Source organism: Pantoea sp. GL120224-02, assembly GCF_900215395.1.
GTDB lineage: Bacteria > Pseudomonadota > Gammaproteobacteria > Enterobacterales > Enterobacteriaceae > Pantoea > Pantoea communis.
Map to the genome: position 1 here is coordinate 101,566 of NZ_OBEC01000001.1, position 16,285 is coordinate 117,850.

The 16,285-nt window shown below is 54.6% G+C and carries 13 protein-coding genes; 8 read left to right on the plus strand and 5 right to left on the minus strand.

The window, feature by feature from the left end:
- Positions 1-3: 3 nt before the first annotated feature.
- The 6 genes from nuoJ (at position 4) to CRO33_RS00520 (ending at position 6,516) form a co-directional block, all read left to right on the plus strand.
- The gene (gene nuoJ, locus CRO33_RS00495) at positions 4-555 is read left to right on the plus strand and encodes an NADH-quinone oxidoreductase subunit J (RefSeq protein ID WP_034825059.1); all 552 of its coding nucleotides are present in this window, start codon (positions 4-6) and stop codon (positions 553-555) included.
- Entirely contained in the window at positions 552-854 is a 303-nt protein-coding gene (gene nuoK / locus CRO33_RS00500; protein WP_034825057.1) for an NADH-quinone oxidoreductase subunit NuoK, read from the plus strand. The genes nuoJ and nuoK overlap by 4 nt, the downstream gene beginning before the upstream one ends.
- Positions 851-2,686 (plus strand): NADH-quinone oxidoreductase subunit L, encoded by a 1,836-nt coding sequence (nuoL, locus tag CRO33_RS00505; RefSeq protein WP_058961299.1) that lies wholly within the window; start codon positions 851-853, stop codon positions 2,684-2,686. Before nuoK ends, nuoL begins: the two co-directional genes overlap by 4 nt.
- 220 nt (positions 2,687-2,906) lie before the next feature.
- The gene (nuoM, locus tag CRO33_RS00510) at positions 2,907-4,427 is read left to right on the plus strand and encodes an NADH-quinone oxidoreductase subunit M (RefSeq protein ID WP_034825053.1); all 1,521 of its coding nucleotides are present in this window, start codon (positions 2,907-2,909) and stop codon (positions 4,425-4,427) included.
- A 6-nt stretch (positions 4,428-4,433) separates the two neighbouring features.
- Positions 4,434-5,897: an NADH-quinone oxidoreductase subunit NuoN gene (gene nuoN / locus CRO33_RS00515; RefSeq protein WP_034825051.1), complete on the plus strand. Its 1,464-nt coding sequence runs from the start codon at positions 4,434-4,436 to the stop codon at positions 5,895-5,897.
- A gap of 166 nt (positions 5,898-6,063) precedes the next feature.
- The gene (locus tag CRO33_RS00520) at positions 6,064-6,516 is read left to right on the plus strand and encodes a GNAT family N-acetyltransferase (RefSeq protein ID WP_097116582.1); all 453 of its coding nucleotides are present in this window, start codon (positions 6,064-6,066) and stop codon (positions 6,514-6,516) included.
- A gap of 149 nt (positions 6,517-6,665) precedes the next feature.
- Here CRO33_RS00520 and CRO33_RS00525 read toward each other — a convergent pair whose 3' ends face one another.
- Positions 6,666-8,324: a glucan biosynthesis protein D gene (locus tag CRO33_RS00525; protein WP_045813641.1), complete on the minus strand. Its 1,659-nt coding sequence runs from the start codon at positions 8,322-8,324 to the stop codon at positions 6,666-6,668.
- A 291-nt stretch (positions 8,325-8,615) separates the two neighbouring features.
- On the opposite strand from CRO33_RS00525, the gene elaB reads away from it, so the two are divergent.
- Positions 8,616-8,924 (plus strand): stress response protein ElaB, encoded by a 309-nt coding sequence (gene elaB, locus CRO33_RS00530; protein ID WP_034825045.1) that lies wholly within the window; start codon positions 8,616-8,618, stop codon positions 8,922-8,924.
- A 152-nt stretch (positions 8,925-9,076) separates the two neighbouring features.
- Positions 9,077-10,273 (plus strand): nicotinamide mononucleotide deamidase-related protein YfaY, encoded by a 1,197-nt coding sequence (locus CRO33_RS00535; RefSeq protein WP_097116583.1) that lies wholly within the window; start codon positions 9,077-9,079, stop codon positions 10,271-10,273.
- A gap of 59 nt (positions 10,274-10,332) precedes the next feature.
- Here the strand turns inward: CRO33_RS00535 and yfaE are convergent, their stop codons facing one another.
- The 4 genes from yfaE to lsrK all read right to left on the minus strand — a co-directional run bounded on the left by yfaE (position 10,333) and on the right by lsrK (position 16,114).
- Positions 10,333-10,593 (minus strand): class I ribonucleotide reductase maintenance protein YfaE, encoded by a 261-nt coding sequence (yfaE, locus tag CRO33_RS00540; RefSeq protein ID WP_058961303.1) that lies wholly within the window; start codon positions 10,591-10,593, stop codon positions 10,333-10,335.
- 2 nt (positions 10,594-10,595) lie between these two features.
- Positions 10,596-11,726, minus strand: a complete 1,131-nt coding sequence (nrdB, locus tag CRO33_RS00545) for a class Ia ribonucleoside-diphosphate reductase subunit beta (RefSeq protein WP_034825039.1) — start codon at positions 11,724-11,726, stop codon at positions 10,596-10,598.
- A 65-nt stretch (positions 11,727-11,791) separates the two neighbouring features.
- Positions 11,792-14,077 (minus strand): class 1a ribonucleoside-diphosphate reductase subunit alpha, encoded by a 2,286-nt coding sequence (gene nrdA / locus CRO33_RS00550; RefSeq protein WP_097116584.1) that lies wholly within the window; start codon positions 14,075-14,077, stop codon positions 11,792-11,794.
- A gap of 465 nt (positions 14,078-14,542) precedes the next feature.
- A complete protein-coding gene (gene lsrK, locus CRO33_RS00555; protein WP_097116585.1) occupies positions 14,543-16,114 on the minus strand; it encodes an autoinducer-2 kinase in 1,572 nt (523 codons plus the stop codon).
- Positions 16,115-16,285: the final 171 nt, after the last annotated feature.

Sequence of the window (16,285 nt, forward strand, 5' to 3'; positions counted from 1 at the left end):
GGTATGGAATTTGCGTTTTATCTTTGCGGACTGGTGGCGGTGCTAACGACATTGCGCGTTATCACTCACACCAATCCGGTACATGCGCTGCTGTACCTGATTGTTTCGCTGCTTTCGATTGCGGGCGTGTTCTTCTCAATGGGCGCTTACTTTGCCGGTGCGCTGGAGATCATCGTTTACGCCGGTGCCATTATGGTGCTTTTCGTGTTCGTGGTGATGATGCTGAACCTGGGCAAAACCCAGCAGGACCAGGAGCGCGAGTGGCTGAAGCCTTCGCTGTGGATTGGGCCTGGCATCGTCTCCCTGTTGCTGCTGGTGGTGATGATTTACGCCATTAGCACCGCGCACGATCAGGGCATTGATGGCACCGTTATCGATGCCAAAGCGGTGGGTATCAGTCTGTTTGGTCCTTACGTACTGGCGGTTGAGTTGGCGTCAATGCTGCTGCTGGCCGGTCTGGTGGTGGCCTTCCATATCGGACGTGAAGAGCGTCAGGGCGAAGTGCTGAGCAATCGCCATGCTGATGCACATGCGAATAAGGAGGATCACGCATGATCCCGTTACAACACGGCCTGATGTTGGCTGCTGTGCTGTTTGTTCTCGGCCTGACCTCGCTGGTACTGCGCCGCAATTTGCTATTTATGCTGATTGGTCTGGAGATCATGATCAACGCCGCGGCACTGGCGCTGGTGGTAGCAGGGAGCTACTGGGGACAAGCTGACGGCCAGGTGATGTACATTCTGGCGATCAGCCTCGCGGCGGCGGAAGCCAGCATCGGCCTGGCCCTGCTGCTCCAGCTCTATCGTCGTCGTCAGACGCTGAACATTGACACAGTGAGCGAGATGCGCGGATGAATCTTCTCTATTTAACCGTATTATTTCCGCTGATTGGCTTCCTGCTATTGGCGTTTTCCCGTGGTCGCTGGTCGGAGAATCTGTCGGCAGCGGTGGGAATGGGATCGGTCGGTCTGGCGGCGTTGACCACCGTTTTCGTTGGTATGGATTTCTTCAGTAACGGTCAACAGCCTTTTACTCAGGCGTTGTGGACATGGATTCAGGTCGGCCACTTTGATATCAAAGTGAACCTGGTACTGGACGGCTTGTCACTGACCATGCTGTCAGTGGTGACCGGCGTCGGCTTCTTCATCCACATGTTTGCTTCCTGGTACATGCGCGGTGAAGAGGGCTATTCACGCTTCTTCGCTTACACCAACCTGTTCATCGCGAGCATGGTTGTGTTGGTGCTGGCCGACAACCTGATGCTGATGTATCTCGGTTGGGAAGGCGTGGGCCTCTGCTCTTATCTGCTGATTGGCTTCTACTACAGCAACCCAGAAAACGGCAAAGCGGCGATGAAAGCGTTCATCATCACCCGCGTCGGTGACGTGTTCCTCGCATTCGCGCTGTTCATTCTCTACAACGAACTGGGTACGCTGAACTTCCGCGAGCTGGTGGAACTGGCGCCGGCGCATTTCGCCGCTGACAACCACATGCTGCAGTGGGCAACCCTGATGTTGTTGGGCGGTGCGGTCGGTAAATCTGCACAGTTGCCACTGCAAACGTGGCTGGCTGATGCGATGGCGGGTCCTACGCCGGTATCAGCTCTGATCCACGCCGCCACCATGGTAACCGCGGGTGTTTACCTGATTGCGCGTACCCATGGCTTGTTCCTGCTGACGCCGGAAGTGCTGCATCTGGTGGGTATTGTGGGGGCGATTACGTTGGTGCTGGCAGGCTTTGCCGCGCTGGTGCAAACCGACATCAAGCGCGTGCTGGCTTACTCTACCATGAGTCAAATCGGCTACATGTTCCTCGCGCTGGGCGTGCAGGCATGGGACGCGGCCATTTTCCACTTGATGACGCACGCCTTCTTCAAAGCACTGCTGTTCCTTTCTTCTGGTTCGGTCATTCTGGCCTGCCACCACGAGCAGAACATCTTCAAAATGGGCGGCCTGCGTAAGAGCATCCCACTGGTGTACACCTGCTTCCTGGTCGGCGGCGCTGCGCTGGCGGCACTGCCGCTGATTACCGCAGGTTTCTACAGTAAAGACGAAATTCTGTTTGGTGCGCTGGCGAATGGTCACATCAATCTGATGGTGGCGGGTCTGGTCGGTGCATTCCTGACCTCGATCTACACCTTCCGCATGATCTTCATCGTGTTCCACGGCGAAGAGAAAATTCATGCGCACGCGGGCAAAGGCATCACTCACCATCTGCCACTGATTGTGCTGTTAGTGCTCTCCACCTTCGTTGGCGCCATGATCACGCCACCGCTGGCGGGCGTGCTGCCGCAGAATGAATTCGGTGAGGGCGGAAAAGTGGCGCTGGAAATCACCTCAGGCGTGGTCGCGATTGTCGGCATCCTGATTGCTGCTGCCCTATGGCTTGGCAAACGCCAGCTGGTCACCAGTGTTGCCAATAGCGCGCCGGGCCGTTTCTTCGGCACCTGGTGGTTCGCGGCATGGGGCTTCGACTGGCTGTATGACAAGGTGTTTGTAAAACCTTATTTGGGCATTGCCTGGCTGCTGAAGCGCGATCCGCTGAACTCACTGATGAACCTGCCTGCGCTATTGTCGCGCATTGGTAATAAAGGCCTGGTGGTGAGCGAGAACGGTTACGTGCGCTGGTATGTGGCTTCCATGAGTGTCGGTGCCGTGGTGGTACTGGCGCTGATGCTGGTGATTTAAAGATTGATGAGCGGGGGCGAGAGAATCAAGGATTCTCTCATCCCAGAAGCGAATGTGAAAAATTGCCTGAATGACGAAGCGTTATTGATGTAGCCCGTTTCGTTGCCGTCAGTGTGCAGCAACCCAAGCGTATTTTGTACGTGAGGGTGGCGAGCGCTGACGGTGATGAACGTGGCAAGCAAGATAGCTCGAAATCAGGTTGAAAAAAGGGAAGTATGCCGTGCTATTACCTTGGCTAATAATCATACCTTTTGTTGGGGGTCTGCTTTGCTGGTTAGCAGAGCGCCTCGGCGCAAAAGTGCCGCGTTGGATCGCCATGATCACCATGGGGCTGACGCTGGCACTCGGTCTGCAGTTGTGGCTGCAGGGAGGCTATTCACTCACCCAGGCTGCAGGAATGCCGCAGTGGCAGTCGACTTTCTCGGTGCCATGGATTCCGCGCTTCGGCATTAACTTCCATCTGGCTATCGACGGTTTGTCACTGCTGATGGTGGTGCTGACCGGTCTGCTCGGGTTGATGGCGGTGCTCTGTTCCTGGAATGAAATCGAGAAGTATCAGGGCTTTTTCCACCTCAACCTGATGTGGATCCTCGGTGGTGTGATTGGCGTGTTCCTCTCCATCGACATGTTCCTGTTCTTCTTCTTCTGGGAAATGATGCTGGTGCCGATGTACTTCCTCATCGCGCTCTGGGGTCACAAAGCCTCTGACGGTAAAACCCGTATCTCGGCAGCGACCAAATTCTTCATCTATACCCAGGCTTCGGGTCTGGTGATGTTGATTGCGATTCTGGCGCTGGTGTTCGTGCACTACAACGCCACGGGCGTCTGGACCTTCAGCTACGAAGAACTGCTGAAAACGCCAATGTCGCACACCGTTGAATATCTGCTGATGCTCGGCTTCTTTATCGCTTTCGCAGTGAAAATGCCAGTGGTGCCCCTGCACGGCTGGTTGCCGGATGCGCACAGTCAGGCGCCAACTGCGGGTTCGGTTGACCTCGCAGGAATCTTGCTGAAAACGGCGGCGTATGGTCTGCTGCGTTTCAGCCTGCCACTGTTCCCGAATGCTTCCGCAGAGTTTGCGCCGATTGCTATGTGGCTCGGTGTTCTGGGTATCTTCTACGGTGCCTGGATGGCGTTCTCGCAGACGGATATCAAACGTCTGATTGCTTACACCTCCGTTTCGCACATGGGCTTCGTGCTGATTGCTATCTACACCGGCAGCCAGCTGGCGTTCCAGGGCGCGGTGATTCAGATGATTGCTCACGGCCTGTCCGCCGCAGCACTGTTCATCTTGTGTGGGCAGCTTTATGAGCGTCTGCATACCCGTGACCTGCGCCAGATGGGCGGTTTGTGGGGACGTATCAAATGGATTCCAGGCCTGTCGCTGTTCTTCGCGGTGGCCAACCTCGGTATGCCAGGCACCGGTAACTTTGTCGGCGAATTTATGATTCTGACCGGCAGTTTCCAGGTGGTGCCGGTGATTATCGTGATTGCCACCTTTGGTCTGGTGTTTGCCTCGGTGTATTCGCTGGTGATGATGCAGCGCGCTTACTACGGCGAAGCGAAATCGAAAGCTCCGCTGCCGGGCATGTCACCGCGTGAATTCATGACGATCGGCGTGCTGGTGGTGCTGCTGGTTCTGCTGGGTGTTTATCCACAGCCGATCCTTGATACCTCTCACGCTGCGATGAGCAATATTCAGCAGTGGTTTACCGCTTCAATTTCAACTACAAGGCCGTAATTCGCCATGACAATAACTCCTCAACATCTGATTGCGTTACTGCCGCTGTTGATCGTCGGATTGACGGTGGTGGTGGTGATGCTGTCCATTGCGTGGCGACGCAACCACTTTGTTAATGCCACGCTGACGGTGATTGGCCTGAACGTGGCGCTGTTTTCACTGTGGTTTGTCGGTCATGTCGGTGCCATGGATGTCACGCCGCTGCTGCGCGTTGACGGTTACTCGATGTTCTACACCGCGCTGGTGCTGCTTGCCAGTCTCGCCACCTGCACCTTTGCTTATCCGTGGCTGGCTGGTTTCCCGGACAACAAAGATGAGTTCTATCTGCTGGTGCTGATTGCGGCACTGGGTGGGATCGTGCTGGCCAGTGCTAATCATCTGGCGGCGCTGTTCATCGGTATCGAACTGCTGTCACTGCCGCTGTTTGGCCTGATTGGTTATGCCTTCCGCCAGAAACGTTCGCTGGAAGCGGCACTGAAGTACATGATCCTGTCCGCTGCAGCGTCCTCGTTCCTGATCTTTGGTATCGCGTTGATTTATGCCGATTCTGGCAGCCTGAGCTTTGTGCAGCTGGGTAAAAGCCTGAATGACAGCATGATCCAACAGCCGCTGCTGCTGGTCGGTTTGGGCATGATGATTATCGGCCTCGGCTTTAAGCTGTCACTGGTTCCGTTCCACCTGTGGACACCAGACGTTTATCAGGGTGCGCCTGCGCCGGTTTCAACCTTCCTGGCCACCGCCAGCAAAATCGCCATCTTTGGTGTGGTGATGCGCTTGTTCCTGTACGCGCCAGTGACCGACAGCGAAGCCGTGCGCACCGTGCTCGGTGTTATCGCCTTTGTGTCGATTCTGTTCGGTAACCTGATGGCGATTTCGCAGAGCAACATCAAACGTCTGCTCGGTTACTCATCGATCGCGCATCTTGGCTATTTGCTGGTGTCGCTGATTGCGGTGAAAACCCATCAGCTGTCACTGGAAACGGCGGGTGTGTACCTGGCGGGTTACCTGTTCAGCAGCCTCGGCGCGTTCGGTGTGGTCAGCCTGATGTCCAGCCCGTACCGTGGCCCGGATGCGGATACGCTTTACTCTTATCGTGGTCTGTTCTGGCATCGTCCAATTTTGTCAGCGGTCATGACCGTCATGATGCTGTCTCTGGCCGGTATCCCGATGACGCTGGGCTTCATTGGTAAGTTCTACGTCATTGCTTCCGGTGTGAACGCGCATCTGTGGTGGTTAACCGCGGCAGTCGTTGCCGGCAGTGCGATCGGTCTTTACTACTATCTGCGTGTGACGGTGAGTCTGTACCTCAGCCCACCAGAAATGCACACGCGCGATCGTGACACGCCAGCCAACTGGGCGTTCACCGCCGGTGGTGTGGTGGTGCTGATCTCGGCGATTCTGGTGCTGCTGCTGGGTGTCTATCCTCAGCCACTGATTTCGCTGGTGCAGATGGCTCAGCCGCTGATGTAAATGCGCTTTGACCCCATGAATCAGGCCTCAGGGCCTGATTTTTTTTGCCTGTAATCTGAGAATACGATCACGGCAAGGCAATGCGGCAACCCTGTATGGCTGCTCAATCCCCGCGCGCTGTGATACTCTCAGGAGATCACTTTTTTCGCTCAGACAAGGAAGCATCATGGAAATGCAATGGCTTGATTGCCACCACAGTGAACTGAGTGCACAGCAGTTATATACCGTGCTGGCACTGCGCAATCACGTATTCATTGTGGAGCAGAACTGCCCCTATCAAGACGTAGATGGTCAGGATTTGCGAGCAGAGAATCGCCACATCATGGGCTTCCTTGACGGCAAATTATTGGCCTACGCTCGTGTGCTTACGCCCTCACTGGACAGCGCCCCGGTGATGATTGGTCGCGTGATCGTATCCGAAGAAGCGCGTGGCCTGAAGTTGGGCTATCGACTGATGGAGAAAGCGCTGGAGAGCTGCGATACCCATTGGCCGCAACGCACTATTTATTTATCGGCGCAGGCCCATCTGGAAGGGTTTTACGGTCGTCTTGGCTTCAAAGCGGTGGGGGACGTTTACATGGAAGATAACATTCCACACATCGGTATGCAGAAAGCGTAATGGCGAGGAATACTCCTCGCCATTTATACCCGTCATACTTCAAATTTCCGGTGAGTTGGCTGCCTGGCTCACCCGAATCACTGACTTGAGTCAGCTCATCGGGCTCTCTTGTTTGCCGCCTTCCTGAAATTCGAACTTTTTAGGGGATATCAGCCCGGCGTCATCTGTCGGTCATCGGTGTATTTACGCTGATCCGGCGGCGGTGGGAAATACTGATACAGCCAGGTTTCACTTAAGGTCTCATCTTTGGTGCGCAGGAACAGGCGCATATCCACCGGCTTGGTGGAGTCGCTGTTCGGATACCAGTCAAACAAGATGCGGTAGCCGTTGAGGGGTTCAACATACAGAATCTCAACCTGCTTGATGGTACCGGCATTGACGGTGATCACCGGCTCAATACCTTTCGGCGCTGCGGCTTTCAGATCGCCACCGACGAAATCAATCGCAAAGCGACGGCACCACTGATCGGGGAAGTGTTCGCCCGGCGCCCAACCTTCTGGGAAGCCACCAATACCGGTACGTGTCGCATCCACGCGCGCCAGCCCGCTGCGCACAGGTGGCAGTTGGCTCCAGTAGAGTTTGTACTGGAAGTTAAATTCGCTGCCCGCTTTAACCGGTTCCGTTGGCTGCCAGAAGCACACTACGTTATCCAGGGTTTCACCGGTCGTCGGGATCTCCATCAGGTTGATGGCGCCTTTGCCCCACTTGCCAATTGGCTCAACCCACAGGCTTGGGCGTTTGTCATACCAGCCAATGACATCCTGATAATCTTTGAAGTCGTGATTGAGCTGCAACAGACCAAAACCACGTGGGTTTTCATCTTCATAAGCATTGAACTGTAAGCGTTGCGGGTTGTTCAGCGGACGTGCAATCCATTCCCCTTTTCCGGTCCACATTGCCAGACGATCGGAGTCATGGATTTGTGGATGATAGGTATTGCACATGCGACGCTCGTTGGTGCCGCAGCTAAACATACTGGTCATCGGCGAGATGCCGAGCTGACGAATGTCGTTACGAGCAAACAGGTGGTTTTCCACCTCCATCACCACGCGTTTCTCTTCGCAGTGGATAGTGAACTTGTACGCACCGGTGACGCTGGCGCCGTCCAGCAGCGCATAAACCACAAAGGTGGTATCGTCGGCTTTCGGTGTTTCAAACCAGAAGGCGGTAAAGTCCGGGAACTCCTCGTGGCCGTTGCTAAAGGTGTTGACTGCCACACCGCGCGCTGACAAGCCGTACTGGAAAGTTTCATCAACCGCACGGAAGTAGCTCGCGCCGAGGAACGAGACGATATCGCGACGCGCCAGTTCTGGTTTTTTAAACGCGCGGAAACCGGCGAAGCCCAAATCGGTTTTGCCGACCAGCTGCTGGGTATCGACATTAGCGTTGTGATAGTTAAACAGTTCGGGGCGGAAGTGGATTTCGCGCGCTTCACGGCTATCGGCATCCACGGAGAACATGCGGATACGACGTTTAAAGCCCATCCCCACGTGGAAGAACTGCACATCTAACTCGCGATCGGGAATGTTGTTCCACAGCGAATGGTTGGCATCGTACTGAATTTCGTTGTAAGCCTGCGGTGTCAGATTGGCCAGGGTGTCAGGAAGCGGGCCGGGTGCGCCGCCCCAGGGCTGTTTCGCCAGCGCGGATGCTTTCTTTTTCAGTGAGTCGAAATCGAAGCGCACTGCGGTGCCGTCGGCGATGCCATCATCGGCCCAGGCGGACTGCGCAAACAGCGAGGAGAGCCCGGTCATACCGCTTGCGGCAGAGAGGGCCATGGACGCTTTCATAAATTTTCTACGATTCATGCCGGAAATCTAATCCTTAGCTGCTCTGGTGTGTTGTGACTGTCGTAAGACGCATTGCGTCTGGCTACAAGGGGATACGACAGTCGCGAAATTAAAAAATTCAGTCTGACAAAAATTTATCAGATTAATCAAATAAGCGAAGCAGATTTCACGCTGCAACAGCGCGGATTACGCAACTTTGCATTGAGTCGAGCAAAAACCAGCGTAATCCGAATCCCTTGCGCGCAGCAAATACCGAATTTATGACTATAGTTAAACGACGATAAGTGACGAGCATGGAGGAAGTATAACGTGTCATCTTCAGATCAATTTGAAACTCGCCTTGATGACGACCTGGCGCTACTGACAGAAACTTTGGAAGAAGTACTGAAATCGTCGGGTGATCCGGCCGATCAAAAGTACATCGAATTGAAACTTAAAGCGGAACAAGCACTGGAAGACGTGAAGAATCGCGTTAGCCAGGCTTCTGACAGCTATTATTACCGTGCCAAAAAAGCGGCCTACCGTGCCGACGATTATGTGCATGAAAAACCGTGGCAGGGGATCGGCATTGGCGCCGCCGCTGGCCTGTTTGTCGGTTTACTGTTGGCCCGCCGCTAAATTGTCTGGGCGTAACGCCGGTTACGCCCGATTCCTCTTTTTTACCGCGTTATCCCTCTCATTTGTCTCGAATCCTTGTTTCGCATCAACGGCGATTGTGTTTAGCGTGCGCGCTTTCTACAGTAAAGCGACAGGGATAAGGAGAAAGTAACGTGATACGTGTTGAAATGCTCTCTACGGGCGATGAAGTGTTGCATGGCCAGATTGTCGATACCAACGCCGCATGGCTCGCGGATGTGCTGTTCCAGCACGGTTTGCCGATGACCAGCCGCAGTACCGTGGGTGACGCGATGTCCTCACTGGTGGAGGCGCTGCAGAGTCGCAGCCAGATTGCCGATGTGCTGATTGTGAACGGCGGCCTTGGGCCAACCAGCGACGATCTTAGCGCGCTGGCGGCAGCTACCGCGTGTGGTACCGAATTAGTGATCCAGCAAGAATGGCTGGAAAAAATGGAAGCCTGGTTTGCCAGCCGTGGACGCATCATGGCGCCGAGCAACCGCAAGCAGGCGGAAATTCCGGCGAATGCCGAGCTGATTGATAATCCGGTGGGGACCGCGTGTGGCTTTGCACTTCAGCTCAATCGCTGCTGGATATTCTTCACGCCGGGCGTGCCGTCCGAATTTAAAGTGATGGTCGAGCAGGAGATCATTCCGCGTTTGAAAGCGCGTTTTGATTTACCTGAGCCGCCGCTGTGTTTGCGTCTGACTACCTTTGGTCGCGGCGAGAGTGACATTGCTGCCGAACTGGAGCCGTTACCGTTGCCGGAAGGTGTGGTAATGGGCTATCGCTCATCAATGCCAATCATTGAAATCAAACTCACCGGACCGGCCAGCCAGCGCGTGGCGATGGAACAGGCGTGGCAGCAGGTTAAGCTGCTGCTGGCGGAATGCACTATCTTCGAAGGCACTGAAGGTTTGCCTGCTTTGTTAGCGCGTGAGTTGCAACAGCGTGGTTTCCGGCTGGCGCTAAGCGAGCAATATACGGCGGGATTCCTCAACTGGCAGCTGGCATCAGCAGACGTGCCGCTCAGCGCAGCAGAGATTCTGCCTCCTCATGATGAACCGCTGGAATCCCAGGTCGAGCGCACGCGCGATCTGGCCGCACATCACGGCACGGTATTGGCGCTGTCGGTGGGCAATCTGGAAGAGGGCGAAGTGGCGATTGCGCTGCATACGCCGGAAGCCAGCTGGGGCCAGCGCGTGAAGTTCACCCATGGGCGTCACAATGTTGAAACCCGGCAGAAAGTCGTGGCGATGATGGCGATGAACATGCTGCGTCGCTGGCTGCACGGCAGTGAAGTCAGTAACGGGCATGGCTGGATTGATGTGCTGGAAGCTGTGAAACAGTAGGAATGTGGGCAGGCTTTGCCATGAATTTCACCGGGGCGCCATTGATGGCGACCCGGTGTTTAAATCTCGATCTCAATCTCCCCTTTGGCGCGGCAGCAGCAGGGCAAAATCTCACCCTTCTGAATAAACGCCAATGGGGTTTCCGCGTAAGCCACTTCGCCTTTTAGCAAGCGCATGCGGCATGAACCGCAGTAGCCTTCACGGCACTGAAACTCTACGCAAACATTGTGCGCTTCCAGTGCCGTCAACAGATTGGGATGATCTTCTGCGCACTCCAGCCGGGAGCCGGAACTGCGCAGAATAACAACAGAACGACTCATGCTTACAGCTGGAAGTCGTTGAAGTCGTCTTCGCCGACTTCGGCATCAATCTGACCCACCAGGTAAGAACTGACTTCCACTTCCTGTGGTGCCACCTGCACGTTATCTGATACCAACCAGGAGTTGATCCATGGAATCGGGTTAGAACGCGTCTGGAACGGCAGATCGAGGCCAACCGCTTGCATGCGAATGTTGGTGATGTACTCAATGTACTGGCACAGAATGTCTTTATTCAGACCGATCATCGAGCCACCGCTGAACAGATAATCTGCCCACTCTTTCTCTTGCTCGGCGGCTTTCTTGAACAGGTCGAAACACTCATCACGGCACTCGGCGGCGATCTCTTTCATTTCAGGATCATCTTCACCGGTGCGCAGCAGGTTCAGCATGTGCTGAGTGCCGGTCAGGTGCAGAGCTTCATCGCGCGCAATCAGTTTGATGATTTTGGCGTTACCTTCCATCAGCTCGCGCTCGGCGAAGGCGAATGAACAGGCGAAGCTGACGTAAAAGCGAATCGCTTCCAGGGCGTTAACGCTCATCAGGCAGATATACAGCTGCTTTTTCAGCGCACGCAGATTCACGGTCACGGTTTTACCCGCCACTTCGTGCGTGCCTTCTCCCAGCAGATGCCAGTAGCTGGTCATCTCGATCAGATCGTCGTAATACTTCGAGATGTCCTGTGCACGCGCCAGAATCTGCTCGTTAGTGACGATGTCGTCAAACACCAGTGAAGGATCGTTGACGATGTTACGGATGATATGGGTGTAAGAGCGCGAGTGGATGGTCTCAGAGAACGCCCAGGTTTCGATCCAGGTTTCGAGTTCTGGAATCGAAATCAACGGCAGCAGTGCCACGTTAGGGCTGCGACCCTGAATGGAATCCAGCAGCGTCTGGTATTTCAGGTTGCTGATAAAGATGTGTTTTTCGTGATCTGGCAGCGCCTGATAATCGATACGATCGCGTGAGACATCCACTTCTTCCGGACGCCAGAAGAAGGAGAGCTGTTTTTCGATCAGCTTTTCAAAGATGTCATATTTCTGCTGGTCGAAACGGGCAACGTTCACTGACTGGCCGAAGAACATCGGTTCTAACAGCTGGTCGTTTTTGTTCTGCGAAAATGTGGTGTAAGCCATGGCTAAGTCCAAAAGTGATGAGGGCCGACCATTGCCGGCCCTGACAAGATAGGGCGTCTGACTAATTAAATCTTACAAGCGCCGCTTTCGCAGCCGTCATCCTGAATGGAAGGAGCCAGGTCGTCCTGCGCATCTTCCGCACCATCACGGGTGTTTTGGTAGTACAGGGTTTTCACGCCAAATTTATACGCGGTCAGCAGATCTTTCAGCAGCTGTTTCATCGGCACTTTGCCATTGGCAAAACGGCTTGGATCATAGTTGGTGTTCGACGAAATCGCCTGATCGATAAATTTCTGCATCACACCAACCAACTGTAAGTAACCGTCGTTAGAGGGCATTTCCCACAGCAGTTCGTACTGATCTTTCAGACGCTCATACTCTGGCACCACCTGACGCAGAATACCGTCTTTAGATGCTTTGATGCTGATGTGACCGCGCGGTGGCTCAATACCGTTGGTGGCGTTTGAAATCTGCGAAGAGGTTTCAGACGGCATCAGGGCAGAGAGCGTGGAGTTACGCAGACCGTGCGTAACGATCGACTCACGCAGACCTTCCCAATCCAGGTGCAACGGCTCGCTGCAAACGGCGTCGAGATCCTTTTTATAGGTGTCGATCGGCAGAATGCCCTGTGAGTAGGTGGTCTCTTTGAACCACGTACAGGCACCTTGCTCTTTTGCCAGCTCGTTCGAGGCTTTCAGCAGGTAGTACTGGATCGCTTCAAAGGTTTTATGCGTCAGGTTGTTGGCGCTGCCATCAGAATAACGCACGCCGTTTTTCGCCAGATAGTAAGCGTAGTTGATCACGCCAATACCCAGAGTACGACGACCCATTGCGCCGCGTTTTGCCGCTGGGATGGGGTAATCCTGGTAATCCAGCAGGGCATCCAGTGCACGTACCGCGAGGGTCGCCAGCTCTTCCAGATCGTCGAGGCTGTCAATCGCACCGAGGTTAAAGGCAGACAGCGTACACAACGCGATTTCACCGCTTTCGTCATTCACATCGTTCAGCGGTTTGGTCGGCAGCGCGATTTCCAGGCACAGGTTAGACTGGCGGACGGGCGCGATAGCCGGATCAAACGGGCTGTGGGTGTTGCAGTGATCGACGTTCTGGATGTAGATACGGCCAGTAGAAGCACGTTCCTGCATCATCAGTGAGAACAGTTCAACTGCTTTCACACGCTGTTTGCGGATGCTGTCGTCTTTCTCGTATTTGGTGTACAGACGCTCAAACTCGTCCTGATCGGCGAAGAACGCATCGTACAGACCTGGCACGTCAGACGGGCTGAACAGGGTGATCTCTTCACCTTTCAACAGACGGGTATACATCAGCTTGTTGATCTGTACGCCGTAGTCCATGTGACGTACGCGGTTGCCTTCAACGCCACGGTTGTTTTTCAGCACCAGCAGGCTTTCCACTTCCAGATGCCACATTGGGTAGAACAGGGTGGCTGCACCGCCACGTACGCCGCCTTGTGAGCACGACTTCACTGCCGTCTGGAAATGTTTATAGAACGGGATGCAACCGGTATGGAAGGCTTCGCCGCCACGGATTGGGCTACCCAGCGCACGAATGCGACCAGCGTTGATACCGATACCCGCACGCTGCGACACGTATTTTACGATAGCGCTGGAGGTGGCATTGATGGAATCAAGGCTGTCACCGCATTCGATCAAGACGCAAGAGCTGAACTGACGCGTTGGGGTACGCACGCCAGACATGATTGGCGTCGGCAGTGAGATCTTGAAGGTGGACACGGCATCATAGAAGCGACGCACGTAATCCATACGCGTCTCACGCGGATAACCGGAGAACAGGCATGCAGCAACCAGAATATACAGGAACTGGGCACTCTCGTAGATTTCACCGCTCACACGGTTCTGCGCCAGGTATTTACCTTCCAGCTGCTTCACCGCAGCGTAAGAGAAGTTCATGTCGCGCCAGTGGTCGATGAAGCCGTCCATCTGCTCGAACTCTTCTACGCTGTAATCTTCCAGCAGGTGACGGTCGTATTTGCCCATCTCAACCATTTTCACGACCTGATCGTACAGCTTCGGCGGCTCAAACTGGCCGTACGCTTTTTTACGCAGGTGGAAGATGGCGAGGCGAGCAGCCAGGTACTGGTAATCCGGCGCATCACGGGAGATCAGGTCTGCAGCGGCCTTGATGATGGTCTCATGGATATCAGAAGTACGAATTCCATCGTAGAACTGAATGTGGGAGCGCAACTCAACCTGAGACACGGAGACGTTATTCAGCCCTTCAGCGGCCCAATCCAGTACCCGGTGAATCTTATCGAGATCAATGCGCTCCTGGCGGCCATCGCGTTTAGTAACGAGCAGACTTTGGTTCATGTCGCGTGTTTACCTGTCCATGAAAGAGTGAGTTATCCCCCATCTATTCACAAGGCCTATGCACAAGCCGCTCGTTGTGAGTAAGCCTGTGGATAAACACTATATATAGGGGGTGCGGGAAGTTTGAACAACAATATGGTGAGTATTCTAGTCAGCATTCTGATCATCACAAGAGTTGATTTTCGCGAAAAAATCCGTCCAGGGGGGTAGCGAAATTCCTGGATCCCCATTCCATAAGGCCTGCCAATGGTGTCAACTGCCAGCGACTTTTTTTTCACTTTTTGATCGAGCGCGTGTTTATTGCTCAAAGGTTCTCATCACGGAAATTTCTGAAGTCAAAAAAGCCCTGACAAGGCCGCCAGTAGCGAACTTATCTAAAATTGCTTATGAATTTTTTGTGACCAATCCAGCCTACAAAAATGCGTGGCATGCGTCTAAAAGGAAATTGATCTGGATAGCAGTGAGTTACAAACCTGGCGCTTTCCACATCGAGGTGGTTAACCCACTGTCCACCAGGGTGAGTTGGTCGGCATAGACTTTCTGCCAGTTGGCTTTTTGCTGTTGATAGAGTTGGTGGTGTTCTGCGTTGGGGTGAAATTCGCGCTCCCAGCGTACTAATGCTTGCCCGGTTTCCTGCAAACTGCGATAAACCCCAGCGGCGACGCCAGCCGCAATCGCGCAGCCCAGGGCGGTGGCTTCTTTCACCTGCGGCACTTTGACCGTCAGCCCCGTGACATCGCTCAAAATCTGGCTCCACAATTTGCCCTTCGCACCGCCTCCGGCAAACACTATCTGTGAGGTTTGGACACCGGAAAAGGCGGCCACCAGATCCAGATTGCAGGCCGAAACAATCGCGGCATTCTCTTCCAGCGCACGGAAGAGCGTCTGTTTATTGCAGCGTTCGGGGTCGATGGAAAGATTAATAAAGGAAGGCGCAGCGTGATACCACTTGTTGAAGTGCATTGCATCTGAGAACACCGGCATCACGCCCCACGAACCGGCGGGGACGCGTGCCGCCATCTCTTCCAGCAGGCTGTAGCAATCCACACCCAGCCGCTCCGCCAGCAGTTTCTCTTCGCTGCAAAAGGCATCACGGAACCAGCGCATCGTGAGGCCGGTAAAGAAACTGATCGCTTCCGCCTGCGCCATACCGGGGATCACATGCGGATTCACGCGAATGTTCATTTGAGGATCAATCTGCGGCTGCGGCAGATTCACCACCTGCTGCCAGAAAGTGCCGCCGAGCACAGCAGTTTCCCCCGCATTCACGACACTTAACCCCAGTGTCCCCAACTGCACATCACCGCCGCCCATGCCAACCACTGTGCCTTGCACCAGCCCACACTGACGAGCGGCTTCGGCTGTCACGGTTCCCAGTTGCGTACCGGTTTCGGCCACGGGTGACAATATATCGCCGCGCAAACCCGCCATCTCCAGCAAATCAGGCCGCCAGTTTCGGGTGCGTAAATCCAGCAGGCCGGTGGTGCCCGCGTTGGAGGGATCCACTGCCAGTTCGCCACTCAGGCATTTTGCCAGCCAGTCGCTGATCATCGACAGCGTTGCCGCCTGACGATAAATATCGGGTCGATGATGCGCCAGCCATAACAGGCGTGGCATTGCCCCAAGTGCCAGGGTTTGCCCTGAGCACTGATAGATTTCACGCTCAAACTCGCCGTGATGAATCTCTTTCAGCTCACTCACTTCGCGGCTGGCGCGGGCATCCACGTTGGCACAGGCCCAAATTGCTTCGCCAGCTTTGTTATAGAGCACGATCCCTTCGCGCATCGAGCAGCAGGCCACGCTGCGAATCGCGCTGGCTGGCAACTGCGACTGTTGCAGCACCTGCTGAATACACTGACAGGCGAGTGACCAATTGTGGCTCAGATCAAACTCCATCGATCCCGGCACATCGGGCAGGGCGAGATGACGCCATTCAGCTTGCGCCACGGCGACCTGTTCACCCTGAAGATTGAAAATCACGGCGCGAATACTGCCAGTACCGGCGTCGAGCGCCATCAAATGCGGGGCGTGTGACATCGCAAAACTCCTGTTGAAACGGAAAAGTGCTCCACGCCGACGGCCCAACGGGTGTTACTGCAAAGATAGCTGTGCGCGAGGGTTTTCACCTCCAGATGAACGGCTTAGCCCACCGCTGAAAGTTTGAACTGTGATCGCTGCGAGAGTTTTATTAAACAAGCTTTACCAGGA

Bases quoted from the DNA above. Each gene is read 5' to 3' on its own strand.
- nuoN (WP_034825051.1), top strand. From the start codon at position 4,434: ATGACAATAACTCCTCAACATCTGATTGCGTTACTGCCGCTGTTGATC.
- nuoL (WP_058961299.1), top strand. From the start codon at position 851: ATGAATCTTCTCTATTTAACCGTATTATTTCCGCTGATTGGCTTCCTG.
- CRO33_RS00520 (WP_097116582.1), top strand. From the start codon at position 6,064: ATGGAAATGCAATGGCTTGATTGCCACCACAGTGAACTGAGTGCACAG.
- nuoK (WP_034825057.1), top strand. From the start codon at position 552: ATGATCCCGTTACAACACGGCCTGATGTTGGCTGCTGTGCTGTTTGTT.
- yfaE (WP_058961303.1), bottom strand. From the start codon at position 10,593: ATGAGTCGTTCTGTTGTTATTCTGCGCAGTTCCGGCTCCCGGCTGGAG.
- CRO33_RS00525 (WP_045813641.1), bottom strand. From the start codon at position 8,324: ATGAATCGTAGAAAATTTATGAAAGCGTCCATGGCCCTCTCTGCCGCA.
- nuoJ (WP_034825059.1), top strand. From the start codon at position 4: ATGGAATTTGCGTTTTATCTTTGCGGACTGGTGGCGGTGCTAACGACA.
- nrdB (WP_034825039.1), bottom strand. From the start codon at position 11,726: ATGGCTTACACCACATTTTCGCAGAACAAAAACGACCAGCTGTTAGAA.
- lsrK (WP_097116585.1), bottom strand. From the start codon at position 16,114: ATGTCACACGCCCCGCATTTGATGGCGCTCGACGCCGGTACTGGCAGT.
- nrdA (WP_097116584.1), bottom strand. From the start codon at position 14,077: ATGAACCAAAGTCTGCTCGTTACTAAACGCGATGGCCGCCAGGAGCGC.